Origin of the sequence: Pseudonocardia acidicola, from assembly GCF_012911935.1 — a bacterium.
Taxonomy (GTDB): Bacteria; Actinomycetota; Actinomycetes; order Mycobacteriales; family Pseudonocardiaceae; genus Pseudonocardia; species Pseudonocardia acidicola.
The window spans coordinates 44,825-61,068 of the sequence record NZ_JAAXLA010000040.1; the positions used below are offsets into that span (position 1 = coordinate 44,825).

Sequence of the window (16,244 nt, forward strand, 5' to 3'; positions counted from 1 at the left end):
CGTCGTGCAGAGTCGCAAGGACCACGTCCAGGCCTACCAGTTCTCCACCGCCCGGCTGTCCTCCGCGCTGGTCGCCGGGGACGCCCTCGCCGCGGAGAGCCCGCTGCGGCGCTCGGGAATGGGCTCGGCGATCGGTGCGATGCTCGCGGTCCTGGGCTGCGCCGGTGCCTTCGTCTACGGCCTCATCAGCCCGGGCGGCAACACGACCTGGCAGGCGCCGCGCACCATCGTGGTGGAGAAGGAGACGGGCAACCGCTACCTCTACATCGACGGCGTACTGCGCCCGACGCTGAACACCGCCTCGGCAATGCTCTACTTCGGTGGCGGCGGCGGCGCGCCGGTGTTCCGCTCGGTGTCGCAGGCCTCCCTCGCCGGGGTGCCGCACGGGCCTGCCGTCGGCATCCCCGGGGCGCCGGACTCGGTACCGCAGACGATGCTTCCGGCCGAGTGGTCGCTGTGCGCGGTCCCCGGCCGGACCGACCCGCGGATGAGCGTGGGGCTGGGGCCGGCCCCGTCGAGCACCCCGTTGCCGGGCGACCAGCGGCTGGTCGTGGCAGGGGCGGACGGGACCACCCATGTGGTGTGGCGCGGCACCGAGTACCCCGTCGCGTCGCCGGCCGTGCTCGCCGCGCTCGGCCTCGGCGACGTCGCCCCCGTCGTCGTCCCGGACCCGTGGCTCGCCGCGCTCGCCCACGGCCCCCGGCTGGCCCCGCCGGACGTCCCGGGTGCCGGCTCGCCGGGCCCGGCCATCGGCGGCGCCGCGGCGAGGGTGGGCCAGGTCTTCGACGTGACCGTGGCCGGCACGCGGCAGAGCTACCTGCTCCGCACCGACGGGCTGGCCGCGCTGAGTCCGACCGCGGCGGCGCTGCTGGCCGCGCGGCCGGGGACGGCGCCGTCCCGGGAGATCATGCCGGCAGACGCCGCCGCGGTGCCGGCATCAGCGGACCGGTCGCTGTTGACCGATCTGCCGGACCTGGCCGGCGCGGGAACGTTCCGGCCGGGCACCGACGCGGTGTGCGTGCACCAGGTCTCGCGCGACGGCGACATCGCGCCGGGCACCGTCGCCACCGAGCCGCTCCCCGCCGGCCCGCGGGAGGACGGGGCCCGCGTGGTCCCCGGCACCGGAATGCTCGCCGCTGCGCTGCCCAAGCCGGGCCCGGGTGGGCAGCCGCGGCTGTATCTGATCACCGACCAGGGCGAACGGTTTCCGGTGTCGGCGGCGGGTGCGCGGGCGCTGGTGCCGGGAGCGGCGCCCGCCTGGCTGCCCGCCGCCGTGCTCGCGGCCCTGCCGACCGGCCCGGCGCTCCCCACCGGTCCCGCGATCCTGACCGCGCAGGGAGGGCAGTGAGATGACGAGCGCTGTACCGCGCCCCGGACGATCCCACGCGGGCGTGCTGCGCAGCCGCCCGGCCGACGACGCGCGGCTGGTCTGCACCGAGGTGGGCCGGGCCCTGCTGCTGCACCGGCCCGGACCGGTCGACCCGTACGCGCAGCGGCTGGCGGGTGGGGTGGCGGCCGACCCGGAGCACACCGTGGTCGTGCTCGACCTCGCCCCGGGCGCCTCCCCGGCGGCCTGGAGCGCGACGGCCCGGCTGCTCGGGCCCCGCCCCGGGGGATTCCGCCTCGTCTTCACCGGGAACGGCCCGGCGGGCGCCACGACCCGGGCCGCCCAGTGGCTGGCGGACCGGTTGGGCCGCACCGTGATCACCCACGACGGCGCGGTCGTCCCGGTCGGCGATGCCGGGTTGTTCGTGCCCGCGGCGACCGGCTCCGGATGGGTGCGGTTCCGCCCCGGTGCGGCCCCGCAGCCTGAGTCGCACCGCTTCCCACGTCCGGCGTGGGACCCGCTGCCGGTGAACACGACGGCGCCGGCCGGTTCCTCGGTCGTCGAGCCCCTGCCCGGCGGGGTGTGGGTCCGGCGGGTGCATCCGGACCCCGGGCACGCCCGCCACCGCAACGCCCTGGTGACCGCGCTGGTGGTGCAGCACGAGGTGCTCACCGTGGTGCTCGGCTGCCCGGGTGCCCCGCCGCTGTCCCTGGCCGACATGGCCACCGTCTGGGGCGACCTCCCACCGGCGACCCGGGCCGCGGCCCGGTTCGTCGAGTTCGGACCCGTCGCCTGCGCGCCCGGCACGTCGACCGGGCAGGCGCTCGCCGACCTGCTCGGCGAACCGGTCACCTTCTACACCGGACTGCCGTCGTTGTCGGCGCCCGACATCGTCGGGGCGGACGGGCCGCTACCGCGTGCCGTCCTGCCGGACGGCCGCCCGGGCTGGCACCCGTACGCGGGACAGCTCCGCTTCTCCCCGGGTGCGGCCGGTGCGCCGCCCCGTCTCGTCGCGCACCGGCGTCCCGTGCCGGACGTGCCGGAGATCGCGCCGGGCCGCTACGCGGTCGCCCCCGACACGGTGCTGGAGGTCGTGACGGCCGGGCTGTGGGTGCGTCCGCCGGAGGACCCGGCGGACGCCGACGCCGTGCGCTCGGCCCCGCTCCGCGCGGACCGCCTGTCCGTGGTCTACGAGGCCGGGAGCCCCGAGGTCGCCCGGCGGATGCACCGGGTGGCGGTCGACACCGTCGGCAAGCTGGAGCCGTCCGCCCGGCGCCACAGCCGGATCCTGGCGGTGGGGCAGGAGCGGGCGACGGTTCCTGCCGCGCCGAGCCCCGGTCCCGCCGCGGCGCCGGGCGCCGACAGCACGGCCGCGCCGAGCGCGGGCACCGCGGCGTCGGGCACCGACGCCGCCGCGCCGGTCATCGGTGCCGCCACCGCGAGCGGGCGGGCGCCCCGGCCGTCCCCGCGGCCCGCCCCGGGCCCCGCCGCCCGCCCGGACGGCTTGCGGCTGGAGACGGCCGAACCCGATCTCGCGGCGAGCGGCCCGGCCACCGCTCCGCCGACTGTGGCGGCGGTGGCCGCAGCGAGCGGGCCCGTCCCGCCCGGCGGCCCCGCCGTGGCGAGCGCGCCGCCGCGTCCGGCACCGGTGTATCCGATAGTCACGCCTGCCTCCCCGGCCCGCCGCGCCGGCGAGGAGGCCGCAGCCCCCGTGCCCGCGGTGGAGCCGGCCGCGACGCCGGTTGCTCCGGACCCGGCCCCGGGCCTGCAGCCCATCCCGAACCCGATCCAGGCGCTGCAGCCCACCCCGGGCCCGGCCGCCTGCGTGTGCCCGCCGGCCGAGGGCATCGCGCGCGAACGGGCGTGGCTGCGCCGCAGCTTCGCCGCCGAGTACGACGCGGACGCCGGCGCCGTCTCGGCCCTGCTGTCGCGGGTCCCCGGGCTGCGGGCGGGTGCCGATGCCGCCGACGTGCTGGTCGACCTGGTCGCCCTGCGGCTCTACCTGCGCCGTGATGACGAGGCGCTGGCCGATGTGATCCGGGCGGCCCGGCCCGGCCCGCACGTGCCGCTGGGCCGGTGCGCGGCCGCGGGGCTCTCGCGGCTGCCCTCCTACCGGGGCGCGACGCAGGTCGTCGTGCCCGGCGCGGCAGGCCTCGCCGACCTGTACCGCCGCCACCCCGTGGTCACCGAGTGGGCGTTCCTCGCCGCCCGGCGGGGCGGCCGGCCGTCCCGGCCCGGCGACCTCGAGGTACGCATCTGGTCGAGCAGCGCCCGGCGAACACCCCTGCTCGATGACCGGGTCCCGGACCGGGTGGTCTTCGCGCCGGGGACCGCCTTCCGGGTGCTGGCGGTCCGCGACGGCGCCGCGCCCGTCGTGCTGCTGCGTGAGCTGCCGGCGGGGGAGGACACCGGCGCACCGGACCGGTCCCCGTTCGACGACATCGCGGAGGCGGGGCTCGACCGGGCGGCCGAGCAGTGGCCCGCACCCGGCAGCGCCCCGGCCGACGCCGTGCCCGGACCGGCCGGGGCACCGGGCGTGCTGGTGCCGGCTGCAGCGCCGATCGAGCGTAGCGAGGGAGAGCGATGAGCCGGGAGATGCTGCGTGTCCGGGCGGACGGCGCCGAGACCGGCACCCATCGGTCGATCGCGGCCGCGCTGGCCGCGGCCCCGGACGGTGCCGTGGTCACCGTCGCGCCGGGCCGCTACACCGAACAGCTCGTGATCACCCGGCTGGTGACCGTGGTCGCAGCGGAGGGGCCGGGCAGCGTGCAGGTGCACAGCGACGCCGGCAGCACGGTGAGCGTCGCCGCGGGTGCCGTGACGCTGTCCGATCTGGACATCTCCGGCGCGGACCCCGATCTGCCCACTGTGGACGTGTACGGCGGCGAGGCCGCGCTCGACGGCTGCCGGGTCGACGGCGCCGGCTGGACCGCGCTGCTGGCCCGCGGATCCGGTGCGCTCGCGGCCCGCAACTGCCGGATCCACAACGGCAGCGGCGCCGGTGTGGTGGTCACCTCCGAGGCCGCGGGCTCACTGGAGGGCTGCGCGTTCCCCCGGATCGCCTCGACCGCCGTCGTCGCCGGCGAGCTCGGCCGGCTGACGGTCCGCGGCTGCGAGATCGACGATCCGCAGGGCAACGGCCTGTGCCTCAACGGCCGCAGCGTCGGCACGGTCGAGGAGACCACGGTCCGGGGCAGCCGCAAGCCGGCGATCGTGGTCGAGCAGGAGGCACAGGCCCGGTTCCGGGCGGTGGAGGTCACCGCCAGCGCGACGCTCGACGTCTACCTCACCGGGTCCGGGCCGGTGACGTTCGAAGGCTGCGGCTTCACCGGCGCCGGGGCGCAGTCCGTGCACGTGACCGGCGCGGGTGCTCCCGAGCTGCGGGACTGCGCGATGTCCGCGGCCCGCCAGGCCGTCCAGGTGACGGGCACCGCGCGGCCGACGCTCGTCGACTGCCGGGTCAGCGGCAGCCCCGTCGGCGTGCTCGCCGACGGATCGTCGCGCCCGGAGTTGCACCGGTTGCGGGTGCGCGGGGCCGGCGAGGCGGCCGTGCGGGTGACCGACGAGGCCCAGGCGCGGTGTGACGGCGTCGACGTGGCGGACTCGGCCGGGTTCGCCGTGGCGGGGGCCCGGGCCCGGCTGGTGCTCGCGCACGCGGTGTGTGCGGTACCGGACGGCCCGGCCCTCGCCGCCGGCGACGAGGCCGGCGCCACGCTCGACGACGTGGTGGTGCGCGACGGCGCCGGCGTGCTGGTGGAGAGCGGGGCCCGGGTCTCGGGGACCGCCGTGGTGCTGCAGGCCTGTGGTGCCGAGGTGAGGGCCGGGGCGGAGCTCACGCTGACCGGCAGCGAGATCGTCGATGCGCCGGGGCCCGGCGTGCGGGTCCACGCCGGCGGGGTCCTCCGCGCCGCGAGTACCCGGGTGCACCGCAGCGGCGGCCCGGCCGTCGCCGTACAGGACGGCGCCGAGGTGCAGCTGGACGGCTGCGAACTGTTCGACAACGCCGACGACCCGCCCGCCCGCTCCGGCGGCCGCCAGGCAGACGAGACCCGGCCCGCACCGGAGGAGACGCCCGACGGGCCGCCGGTCGGGCACGACACGGGGCCGCTGGCGGAGCTGGACGCGCTGGTGGGCCTGGTGAGCGTCAAACAGGACGTCAAGGGCCTCATCGACCTCAACCGGATGGCGCGCCGGCGCGAGCAGATGGGCCTGCCGATGCCGTCGCTGAGCCGGCACCTGGTCTTCGCGGGGCCCCCGGGCACCGGTAAGACCACCGTCGCCCGGCTCTACGGGGCGGTGCTGGCCGAGCTGGGCATCCTGCGGCAGGGACACATGGTCGAGGTGTCCCGGGCCGACCTGGTCGCGCAGATCATCGGCGGCACCGCGATCAAGACCACCGAGGTGTTCACCCGGGCGCTCGGCGGGGTCCTGTTCATCGACGAGGCCTACACCCTGACCAGCCAGTCCGGCGGTACCGGCCCGGACTTCGGGCAGGAGGCGGTGGACACCCTCATGAAGCTGATGGAGGACCACCGCGACGACATCGTCGTCATCGTCGCCGGCTACTCCGCGCAGATGGACCAGTTCCTCGCGTCCAACCCGGGCGTCGCGTCGCGGTTCACCAAGACCGTGGAGTTCCCCAACTACAGCGTGGCCGAGCTGGTCACGATCGTGCGGGGCATGGCGGCCAAGCACTACTACGAGCTCGACGACGAGGTGCTGGCCGCGCTCACCCGCTTCTTCACACACACCCCGAAGGGCGCCACGTTCGGCAACGGCCGGGTCGCCCGCAAGGTGTTCGAGACGATGATCGCCTCCCAGGCGACGCGGCTGGCGTCCTCCGCGTCCGGGGGCGACGCCGAGCTGAGCCGCCTCCTCCCGGCCGACGTGCCCCGCGCCGAGGGTGATGACGGCCGGGACGAGGCCCGCGACGACGGAGCGGGCGCCGGCGGCGTCCCGCCCGCGCCCGCCGCGCGCCAGCTGGCCGCGCTCGTCGGGCAGGACCCGGTGCGGCAGGCCCTGCTCGCGAGGCTGTCCGGGCTGCTCGCCCTGCACCGCCGCGGTCAGTCGGTGGCCGGGCTGGCGAACCTGGTGTTCGACGGTCCCGCGGGGAGCGGTCGGCGCGCGGTCGCGGCGCTGTTCGCGCGGGCGCTGGCGGAGCTGGGGCTGCTGCCGTCCGGGGTGCTGGTGCCGCTGGCGCTCGCTCAGGTGCCGGCCCGGTGGGCGGAGCAGGCGGTGGCCGCGGTCGCCGCGGCGGTGGCCGACGCCGAGGGTGGGGTCCTGCTCGTCGACCTCGACGGCCGGTACGGCGACCGGCCGGAGCCCGAGCGTGCCCGCGTCACAGCGGCCGTGCGGGCAGCGCTACGCGCCCGACCGGACACGGTGGTGGTCGTGTGCGGTCCGGCGTCGTCGATCGGCGAGCTGCTCGGCGGCCGCGACGGCCTGGCCGGGGGGTTCGCCGAACACCTGCGGTTCACCGAGTACCTGCCGGCCGAGCTGGCCGAGCTCACGGTGCGCAGGCTGGCGCGCCACGGTCTGGCCGCGGAGGACGGCGTGCGTCCCGTACTGGCGGAGGCCCTCGCCGGCGAGGCCCTGCCGGTCCGGGCGGCGCACCGGCTCGCCGACCGCATCGCCGCCGCCGCGGGTGCTCCGGGTGTCGCCGCCGAGGACGTCCGGCGCGTCGTGCAGATCGGCCGGCCCCCGGCGCCGGAGGCCCGCGACGGCGGACTGGTGCCGGCATGACGGAAAGCCCGCGGCGGCGCCGTCTGCCGGACGGGCAGAAATCCGGGTCGGGTCGGGCAACCCTTCCCGCGATCCGGCTCCGTGCCGACACCCGGCCGCTGATCATGAGGGTGTCGGCCCGATCGGGTCGCCCCGGTACGCCGGTGGGCGTGCCGTCCGAGTTCTCGAGACACGAGGAGTACCGATGGCGAGCAGCATCTCCGCCGTCGACCTGGCCGGTCTGAATCGGACCGCGGCGAGCCAGGCCGAGGCGGTCCAGGCAGGCCGGGCCCAGATCCAGGCCCTGATCAGCCAGGGGCACACGCTGGCTGCAGGCTGGCAGGGCCAGGCCGCGACGGCGTTCAATTCCGCCCTGGACGAGCTCGGCGCGCAGGGACAGCGCTTGATGTCGGCGCTCGACGCGATGGAGCAGCTCATGCGGAGCACCGAGGCCGACTTCGCCGCCACCCACGGCCAGACCCATCAGCAGGCCGTGGCGCTGGGGCACACCGTCGCGAGCGCCGCCCCGACCGGGCTGCCCGGCCTGTAGACCCCGACCCGAGGAACCAGGAGATTCGACAGATGGTCAGCTACTCCGTCCAGTTCCCGACGATGCAGGACGCGCAGAGCCAGCTGCAGCGCATCGCCACCCAGATCCTCGAGATCGGTGACAACCTCCGCAACCAGGTCACCGCGGGGACCGCCGAGCTCCAGGGTGACACGAAGAATGCCTTCGACGCCGTGCAGCAGCAGTACATGAACGCCCACAACGCCATCCAGCAGACGGTGCAGAACTCGGGGGTCTCCCTGGGGCAGATCCACGAGCAGTACACCGGGACCGAGAGCCGCGGCGTCAGCCGCTGGGCGCGCTGACCCGGTCCACGGGGAGGAGCGGACATGACCTACGGCACCCTGGACGGCACCATCGCGCCACCGCCGGAGCCGCCGAAACCGGCCATCACTGACTGGAAGGACGACGGATCCCACGGGGCGGACCACGGCCCGGCGACCGCGACCGCGCCGTCGCCGCCCCCGGTTCCCGGGGGGCACGGCAGTGGCGGATCGGGGGCGACCTCTGTGGACACACCGTCGCTCAAGCTGTTCGCGAGCAACATCGACCAGCTGATCCAGCCGCTCAAGGACGCCAAGACGACACTGGCGGGCATGAAGGTCCAGGCCGGTGGGTTCGCCCAGGCCTACGACATTCACGACCATCTGGTGGGGCCGAACGGACTGCAGAGCAGCTACCGCACCGTGCTGGACCGGGTGATCGAGACGCTCACCGACGTCAAGAACGGTGTCAACAAGATGGCAGCCGACTACGAGACCACCGAGGAGGCCAACACGATGTCGGCCGACGCGGTGACCAAGGCCATGCCCGATCTCGCGGGCGACATCACCTCCATCACCACGGCCGGCGGAAAGCTCGGCACCTGATCGTCCGGGTCCCGGAGGCGGCACGTCCCGCCTCCGGGACCTCGCACGAACCGGGGAGGAAACATGGCGACGGACTCCCAGCAGCCGGGTTTCACGGACCAGAACGGCGGCGTCGGGATCGACTCCGGTACCCGGACCAAGGACGGGGACTGGAGCAACTGGTCCTGGAAGCAGATCATGGCCGCCATCACCGGTGTCGGCGGCACCGCGGACTACCAGGACACGTCCGTCTCCGACCCACAGTCCCTGTACGACGCCGGGAACCGGCTGCTGCTCGTCCAGGAGACCCTGCAGGCGGTCGCGAAGAGCGTCGCCGACCAGGCTGACGCGCTCGCCGGCGGAGACGGCGCGCCCTGGACCGGTCCCGCCGCCACCGCCTTCCACGACAGCATGGTTCAGGTCTCGCAGAGCATCAAGGCGACCGCCGACGTCCTCAGCGGTGGCGACTCAGGCATGGAAGCGGTCCCACCCCAGGTCATCGCCAACGGCAACCAGCTGCAGACGGCGATCAACAAGATCATCGCGATCGACAACTGGTACGCGCAGCAGGCCATCGCCCGGGGTGCGCCGGTGCAGAACGGTCTGGTCATGGTCCACACGGACCAGGCGGTCGTGGACGCCATGACCCGGGACATGAGGGCGGTGCTCGCGAGCCTCGCCCAGAACTACTCGATGACGGTGAACTCCATCGTGCAGCCGACGTTCGCCCCGCCCGGAATGGGCGGAGATGGCTCCGGCGGCGCGAGCCTGCCGCCTCCCCCCGACGTGACCTACCCTCCCTATCCCGCTCCGCCTGTCGATCCCTATGCGTCGCAACCGCCACCCTCGGCCCTCCCCGACCAACAACACCTCCCCGACCAACAGCAGATGCCCGCCGGCGTGATGCCGACGTCGGCGCCGCTGCAGGGATTCCCGGCCGGGCTGGACACGGGAGCGGGGCCCGGTGGTGGCGCCGGGACGGGCGGTCTGTCCGGGTTCCCGGGCGGGCTGGGTACCGGTGGTGGTGCCGGGGGAGGCGGTCTCTCCGGCTTCCCGGGAGGCACGGACGTCGGGGGCGGAGGAACCGGGTCCGGCGGTGGGATGCCGGGCCTGACGAGCTTCCCCGGTGGTACCGGTGTCGGCTCCGGCGACGGCACCGGGGCAGGGCTCGGCCCGGTGGCCGGCATCCCGCTGCTGCCCGGCGCCGCTGGTGGGTCCGGTACCGGCAGCGGTTCTTCACGGCAGGGCGCCTCGCTGCCGAACGTCACGCCCTTCGGCGACACCAGCGTCGGCGACGGCACGGGTGCGCCCGGAAGCGGTTCCGCTCCCGGCGTGGCGCAGTTCCCCGGCAGCACGGGCGTCGGTGACGGTGCAGGTGGCGCGGCTGGTCTGCCGGGTTCGGCGAACGGCGTGGATGCGCCCGCGGGCCTGGGCCAGGGCGGGGCCGTCCCAGGTGTGGCTTCCTTCCCCGGCGGTACCGGTGTCGGCGGTGGAACGGGCGGTCTGCCCGGTTCGGCGGCTGTGGATGCGCCCGCGGGCCTGGGGCAGGATCACGGCGGTGCTGTTCCGGGGCTGGCCGCATTCCCGGGCGGCACCGGTGTCGGAGGTGGTTCCGGTGGCGGGGGACTCCCCGCGGGCTCGGGCGGAGCCATGCCGGGCGTGGCGGGCTTTCCCGGTGGTACCGGTGTCGGCGGGCTCCCCGCGGGCCTGGACCAGGGGCTGGGCGGAGCGGCGCCGGGGGTGGCGGGCTTTCCCGGTGGTACCGGCGTCGGCGGCGGGGCTGCCGGCGCGGGCGGGATGCCGATGATGCCACCGATGGGGGGCATGGGCGGCACCGGCACACCGTCCGGCGCGGGGGAACGGTCCGACGCGAGTGGGCTGCTCCGCGCCACGCCGTTCCCCGGCGCGGCCGACGACCTGGCCGGAACCGGCGTGATCGACGGAACCTCCGGTGCCGCTCCCGGCCCCGGCGGTGCGGCGCTTACCGGTCTCGAGGGGCTCGGCCGGCTGCCCGGTTTCGCAGAGCTCGACGGCGCTCCGGCGGCCGCCCCGGCAGGCCGTCCGTCGGCCGCGGGTGGTGTGCCCGAGGTGGCTGGATTCCCGGGCGCGCTGGACACCGTGGGTTCCGGTGGTATGCCGCCGGTGGCGGGGCTGCCGGGTGTGGGTGATACGGCTGGGGCCGGTGGTGTGCCGGCAGTGGCCGGGCTCCCGGGTATGGGTGACACGACCGGCCCCGGTGCCGTACCGACCGTGGCCGACGTGTCCACCGGGTCGCCGGTGGCCGGACCGTCTGCGGCCTGGGAGGCCGCCGGGACACCGCAGACCGCGACGGCCGGGGCCGGTATGCCCATGGTGCCCCCGATGGGGGCCGGGGCACCCGCGGCAGGCGCCGAGCGCGACGAACGCTCGGACGCATCGGGGTTGCTCGCGGCGAGCCGGACACCGTGGATCGACGATCCCGCCGGCGCTGAACCGGCTGTAGGAGCCAACCCCGACGGGGCCGAACTCACCGGTATGGCCGGTACCGCCGTCGCTGCAGCCGCCGCGCTCGCCTCGACCGCGCCGTTGCGGGCCGGCGGCTCCGGACGGGAACGCCGTCGCGAGCAGCCGACGGCCGGATCGACTCCGGCACCGGCCGCAGCGACCGGTGCCGACCGCTCCGACGTGGACGACGCGGCCGCGTGGGAGATCCCCGCCGGCGCAGGCCTGGGCCTGCTCTCGGCCGTCGTCGCAGCGGCGTCGAATCGCGGACCCCGGTCGCCGGCCGAGATCCCGGGCGACGAAACCACTCCGGCTGCCCCCGCTGCAGCGGCCGAACCGGCGGGCGAAGCCGGCTTCACCACCTGGCGGCCGCTGCGCCCCGGGGAGGGTCGCCCGGCTCCCGAGCCGGCGGTCGAACTGCGGAGCTCCTTCGCCGAGCCCGAACCGCAGGCCGAGAACGAGACCCCGGAGAAGGCCGGCGAGGAGGAAGAGGAGCAAGCGCGCGAACGCACGGCCGCCGACCTGCTCCGACGCGCCTCGGCGTCGTGGGACGGGCCGGCCAGCACGGTGCCCGGGGTGCTGGGGTGAGGACGAAACGGGCAGCATCGGAGGTCCGGTCGGCCACTGCCGGTCCCGTTCACTGTCCTCACGCGCGAACGCCCGGTTCACTCGGGCCGGCCGGATCGAAGGGGTGAGCAGGTGACGTCGCCGTACGACAAGGACATCGAGCGGCTGCTCGGCGAGTACCGCGACCAGGTGGCGGAGCTGTCCCGCACCGCACAGCGGATGCGGGAGCTCACCGCCTCCGCCACGGCGCCCCGCCGCACCGTCACCGCGACCGTCGGCGGGCAGGGCGAGCTGATCGGACTGGAGTTCCCGACCACCAGCTACCGGCAGCTGCCTCCCGCGGAGCTCGCCGCGATCATCGTCGCCACAGTGGCCGAGGCGCGCCGGCAGATGTCCGTGCAGGTGCGCGAGCTGGTCGCACCGGGGATGCCGGACGGGTTCGACGCGGCGGCGGTGTTCGGCGGGTCGGCGGACTTCGCCGACCTGCTGCCCGCCGACCCGCGGCTCCCGGAGGCCGTCCGCCGGTACGTCGAACGCGGGCGTACCGACGCCCACCGCGGCGGCGAGTGAGCCGGGAGACCTTGATGAGCGACAGCGTGCGTGTCGACAGCGATGGTGTGGCGGCCCCGGTCGGTGGCCTGCGGGACCTGGGGGACCGGCTCAACGCGATCGGGCACAGCCTCCAGCGGCGGCTCGACGCGCTCGGCCCCTGCTGGGGCGACGACTCCACGGGCCGCGGGTTCGAGCAGCAGTACATCCAGCCGCGCAATCAGATGCTCGTCGGCGTGCCGTCGCTGGGCGAGGTGCTCGGCACCGTCGCCGACCGGCTGGAGACGATGAGCCGGGACTACGCGCACACCGAGGAGCAGGCCGTGAAGCTTGCCCGGAGGATCGCGGGCGAGCCCGCGACGCAGTCGGGGCCGGGCAGGTACTACGGGGTCCCGTCGGAGCCTGCCGCGCCGCGGCTGGCGGAGCAGCGGCGTGTGATGCCGGCCGAGGAGGTCGAGCGGGAGCGTGCCGTTGTGGGGGAGCCTGCCACGCTGCGGCTGGCGGAGCAGCGGCGTGTGATGCCGGCCGAGGGGGTCGAGCGGGAGCGTGCCACGGAGCCGGGGTCGGGCACGTACGACGGGTCGGTGCGTGCGAGGCACATGGTTGGTGAGGAGCCCTCCCCGCCGACGACACCGTGAGCCTCCAGATCCCACCCGAGCTGGACTGGCTGGTCAAGCTCACGGCCGGCCAGGACTGGCCGAAGGGCGACGAGGACAAGCTGCGTGAGCTGTCCGCGGTGTGGCACGACACCGCCAGCGAGCTGTCCGGGCTGCTCGACGAGGTCGAGCCGCTGGTGCGGTCGGTGCTCGGCAGCGTTCAGGGACCCGCCGCCGACCAGTTCGCGGACTTCGCCACCACTCTACGGGCGCAGCTCCCGGCGTTCGTCGACTCGGCCGACAAGATCGGCACGCTGGCCTTCGACACGGCGACACAGGTCGAGTACGCCAAGTACATGATCATCGGACAGATGGTCATGCTGGCCGCCGAGATCGCCTGGTGTCTCGCCATGGCGCCATGGACCTTCGGCGCGTCGGAGTTGCTCATCGGGCCGCTCATCGCCGCCGCCCGGCTGACCGTGCAAATGATCCTGCGCCGGCTGCTCATGCACGTGCTGTACGAGGTGGTGACCCAGGTCGGCCTCGACGTCGCGATCCAGACGCTGCAGTTCCTCAAGGGCGACCGGACGTCGTGGAGCATCGGCAACACGGTCGGCGCCGCCGTGACGGGAGCCATCGGCGGCGGGCTCGCCGGCCTCGGCAGCTCGGCCCTGTCGGCGCTCGGCAGCAAGATCGGCCGTGAGCTCAGCGAGGGGATGGGCGGCCAGGCCGCCAACGCGGTCGTGTCCGCGGTCGGGACCACCTTGGCCAGCAACGCGATCTACGGCGACAACCAGGGCGCCGGGCTGGCCGCGGCGTCGAGCGCATTCGCCGGGCTCGTCGGGGGCGGGGGCCGCCGCGGGCACGGGGGGCACGCTGGATCCGGGGACACCCACATCGACGTCCCCCAGATCAGCGATCCCACACGAGGCATCGACGGGGCCGGCACCCGCGGGCCGACCGGCCCACCCGGGGAGGGCGCGGGCGGTGGTCCTCTCGACGTAGGGGCTCCGCACGATGTCGGCTCGTCCGCGGCAGTACCCCCGGTCGCGGGGAGCGGGACGACGGAGGTCCCGACGCCCCACGAGGTCGGGACGCCGACGGACTCGGAGCCCTTGCCGGTTCACAGCACCGGGAGCGCGGATCGGCCGGCCGGCGGGGCGACGGTGGTGGGCCCGCCCAGCCACGCAGCGGGGACCGGCGCCGGATCGGCCGGCGCGACCGGGAGTGCCGGGGACGTCACGGGCGGGCCGCACGCGCAGCCCGGCGTGACGCTGTCGACCCCGCCGCCGACCGGCCTTCCGGGGCTCGACGGCAACCACGCCGGAACCGGAACAGGACAGCCCGGGACCGAGGCGTCGGCCGGAGCTGGATCTCGGGCGCCGGCGACCGGGCCCGGGCCGGTGCACCCGCCGGCTGCAGGGGAGCGCGCACATGCGCCGGCCGGGGCCGGTCCGGCGGAAGAGCAGGTGCCCGCCAACGGAACTCCACACCCGTCGGCGGGGGCCGCGCCGCCGGCGGAGACGGGGTCGGGCGGGGCCCCCGCACCGCACACGACGCCACCCCCCACTGGTACCGCGGCCTCCGATCCGTCGCCGGGGACCGGACAACCGCACGGAACTCCCGGCGGGCGACCCGACCTCGCGGCACCTTCGAGTGCGCAGGTGCCGGTGGATGGCCCGAAGCCGGCGGAGGCCCCCCCGGCGGGCAGCGCAGGCGCACACACCGCACCGCCCCAGGACAGGGCACCGGCTCTGGACGCGGCACCGCCGGCCCGGTCAGGGGTCCCGGGCACAGCGCCGGGCCCGGTGCTCCAACCGCTGGAGCCGCACTCGGAGACGGCGCCGCAGTCGCAGACACCGCAGGCATCGGGACCGCCGCCGAACTCGGGCCCGCACGCCGTGGCGGCACCCACAGCGAACCCGTCGACTGTGCCCGTCGCCCACGCGCCGGAGTCGTCGTCGGCGGTGCCGGTTGCGCATGCGCCGGAGTCGTCGCCGTCCACCGTGCGCGCGGAGCGTCCCTCCGCAGGCACCTCGGAGCCATCGCGCGTCCCGTCGGGGCCCTCGCCGGTCTCCTCGGGGGAGAAGGCCCCGTCGTCCCCGGCGGGTGTCGCCGAACCGTCGCCGCACAGTTCGAGCTCCCCGGTTCCGGCAGCACCAGGCTCTTCGCCTGCACCGCACGCGTCGGGATCGCGGGCGCCGGAGGTTCCGGGCCCGGCGCAGTCCCCGCGGCCGAGCCCCGGCTCGTCCGGCGACCCCCGTCCCTCGTCCGAAGGCCCCGGCGGCACCGCTCTCGCCGGGGAGCCGTCCGGCCGGCCGTCGACCACGGTGTCGGCGGACGGGCCGACGACTCTCAACGCGACCCCGCCGCACCCGGGCGGGCCGACTCCGGTGACGACCACCGGCGCCCAGGGTTCCCACGCTCCGGGGCCATCGAGGCCGAGCGGATCCGCCCGCTCGCCGGGCCCGGATCCATCCCCGCCGCCGCCGTACCGGAACCTCGCGGATCCGCAGCACGCCCCGGACGTGCCGTCGCATGCCCCGGAGTGGACGCCGGACCAGGTCCTGCCCCCCGAGGACCGGACGCGGCTCGAGCAGAAGCTCAACGATCTGCGGAACCAGCATGTGGATCAGTCCGGTGCCGCCCCGATGCGTCTGGAGTTCCGCCCGTCCTCGCAGGACGACATGGTGCGCCTCGCGGGCGAGGACTACCGGGGGGCCATGGCGAAGACCACCGTCGTCGACGGCAAGCCCGTGATCCTGGTCAACACCCGGCACGAGGAGTTCTACGTCCACGACGGGACCTCGCTCCAGCCCGACACCCACAAGATCCGCTACACGCTCGTGCACGAGGCGCTGCACTTCTTCTCCCACGACCACGCCGGATTCCAGAACCACCGACACGACAACGTGCTCGACGAGCACGGGCAGGCGGAGACCGAGCAGAGCCTCGACGAGGGCATCACCGATCGCCTGGCCGCGGAGATTTCCACCGAGCTCTTCCCGAACACCGAGATCCGTACGGGGTACTGGGTCGGCACGGGCCGCGGTCCGACCCTGTGGTCCGGGCGGATCATGGACGCCCTGAACCAGCACGGCATCGACCGGACCACCATCGAGCGGGCCTACTTCGGTGGCGCACATCGGCTGGGCGAGCTCGGCGGCGACGAGGCCGGGAAGATCCGCAACACCTGGCGCCGGCTGCTCTGGCGCGACGACCTGCGCCGGCACGGGTTCATCGCCTTCGAGTACCGCAACGAACTCCTGCGCGAGATCGCCCACGAGAAACAGGACGCACTGCGCCGAGCGTCCGCCGACGAGCAGAAGCAGATCATCGCAATGGCCCTTGCCGAGCGGGGCGCCCCCACCAACGTCACCGTGCGCCCGATCGACGTGTCCCTGGTGCAACAGGAACTGTCGGCGGTCGGGACCACCAGTGGTACGAACCATCCGGCCGCTCCGCCGACGACACCGGCCGGGGCCACCGCACCCCCGCCGCCTCTGCCGCCGGTGCGGCCGCACGCGGGCGGGTCGGGAGCACCTCCGCCGCCTCTGCCGCCGGTGCGGCCGCACGGGGGCGGGTCG

10 protein-coding genes are annotated in these 16,244 nt (G+C 75.5%); all 10 read left to right on the plus strand.

What is annotated here, in order from left to right:
- Nucleotides 1-4: 4 nt before the first annotated feature.
- Nucleotides 5-1,348, plus strand: a complete 1,344-nt coding sequence (eccB, locus tag HF526_RS20600) for a type VII secretion protein EccB (protein ID WP_169383170.1) — start codon at nucleotides 5-7, stop codon at nucleotides 1,346-1,348.
- A 1-nt stretch (nucleotide 1,349) separates the two neighbouring features.
- Nucleotides 1,350-3,914 (plus strand): hypothetical protein, encoded by a 2,565-nt coding sequence (locus HF526_RS20605; RefSeq protein ID WP_169383171.1) that lies wholly within the window; start codon nucleotides 1,350-1,352, stop codon nucleotides 3,912-3,914.
- Nucleotides 3,911-7,069: a right-handed parallel beta-helix repeat-containing protein gene (locus HF526_RS20610; protein ID WP_211177548.1), complete on the plus strand. Its 3,159-nt coding sequence runs from the start codon at nucleotides 3,911-3,913 to the stop codon at nucleotides 7,067-7,069. Before HF526_RS20605 ends, HF526_RS20610 begins: the two co-directional genes overlap by 4 nt.
- 184 nt (nucleotides 7,070-7,253) lie before the next feature.
- On the plus strand, nucleotides 7,254-7,598 hold the full coding sequence (locus HF526_RS20615; protein ID WP_169383190.1) for a WXG100 family type VII secretion target: 345 nt from the start codon (nucleotides 7,254-7,256) through the stop codon (nucleotides 7,596-7,598).
- 32 nt (nucleotides 7,599-7,630) lie between these two features.
- Nucleotides 7,631-7,921 (plus strand): WXG100 family type VII secretion target, encoded by a 291-nt coding sequence (locus tag HF526_RS20620; protein WP_169383172.1) that lies wholly within the window; start codon nucleotides 7,631-7,633, stop codon nucleotides 7,919-7,921.
- 24 nt (nucleotides 7,922-7,945) lie between these two features.
- On the plus strand, nucleotides 7,946-8,485 hold the full coding sequence (locus tag HF526_RS20625) for a hypothetical protein (RefSeq protein ID WP_169383173.1): 540 nt from the start codon (nucleotides 7,946-7,948) through the stop codon (nucleotides 8,483-8,485).
- Between the two features lie 63 nt (nucleotides 8,486-8,548).
- Nucleotides 8,549-11,533 (plus strand): WXG100 family type VII secretion target, encoded by a 2,985-nt coding sequence (locus tag HF526_RS20630; RefSeq protein WP_169383174.1) that lies wholly within the window; start codon nucleotides 8,549-8,551, stop codon nucleotides 11,531-11,533.
- A gap of 111 nt (nucleotides 11,534-11,644) precedes the next feature.
- Nucleotides 11,645-12,082: a YbaB/EbfC family nucleoid-associated protein gene (locus HF526_RS20635; RefSeq protein WP_169383175.1), complete on the plus strand. Its 438-nt coding sequence runs from the start codon at nucleotides 11,645-11,647 to the stop codon at nucleotides 12,080-12,082.
- A gap of 14 nt (nucleotides 12,083-12,096) precedes the next feature.
- Nucleotides 12,097-12,699: a WXG100 family type VII secretion target gene (locus HF526_RS20640; protein WP_169383176.1), complete on the plus strand. Its 603-nt coding sequence runs from the start codon at nucleotides 12,097-12,099 to the stop codon at nucleotides 12,697-12,699.
- A partial coding sequence (locus HF526_RS20645; protein ID WP_211177549.1) for a WXG100-like domain-containing protein occupies nucleotides 12,696-16,244 on the plus strand: 3,549 nt, incomplete at its 3' end. The genes HF526_RS20640 and HF526_RS20645, both read left to right, overlap by 4 nt.

Excerpts from the sequence above, each read along its gene's own strand:
- HF526_RS20605 (WP_169383171.1), top strand. The coding sequence starts at position 1,350 with ATGACGAGCGCTGTACCGCGCCCCGGACGATCCCACGCGGGCGTGCTG.
- HF526_RS20610 (WP_211177548.1), top strand. The coding sequence starts at position 3,911 with ATGAGCCGGGAGATGCTGCGTGTCCGGGCGGACGGCGCCGAGACCGGC.
- HF526_RS20615 (WP_169383190.1), top strand. The coding sequence starts at position 7,254 with ATGGCGAGCAGCATCTCCGCCGTCGACCTGGCCGGTCTGAATCGGACC.
- HF526_RS20620 (WP_169383172.1), top strand. The coding sequence starts at position 7,631 with ATGGTCAGCTACTCCGTCCAGTTCCCGACGATGCAGGACGCGCAGAGC.
- HF526_RS20625 (WP_169383173.1), top strand. The coding sequence starts at position 7,946 with ATGACCTACGGCACCCTGGACGGCACCATCGCGCCACCGCCGGAGCCG.
- HF526_RS20630 (WP_169383174.1), top strand. The coding sequence starts at position 8,549 with ATGGCGACGGACTCCCAGCAGCCGGGTTTCACGGACCAGAACGGCGGC.
- HF526_RS20640 (WP_169383176.1), top strand. The coding sequence starts at position 12,097 with ATGAGCGACAGCGTGCGTGTCGACAGCGATGGTGTGGCGGCCCCGGTC.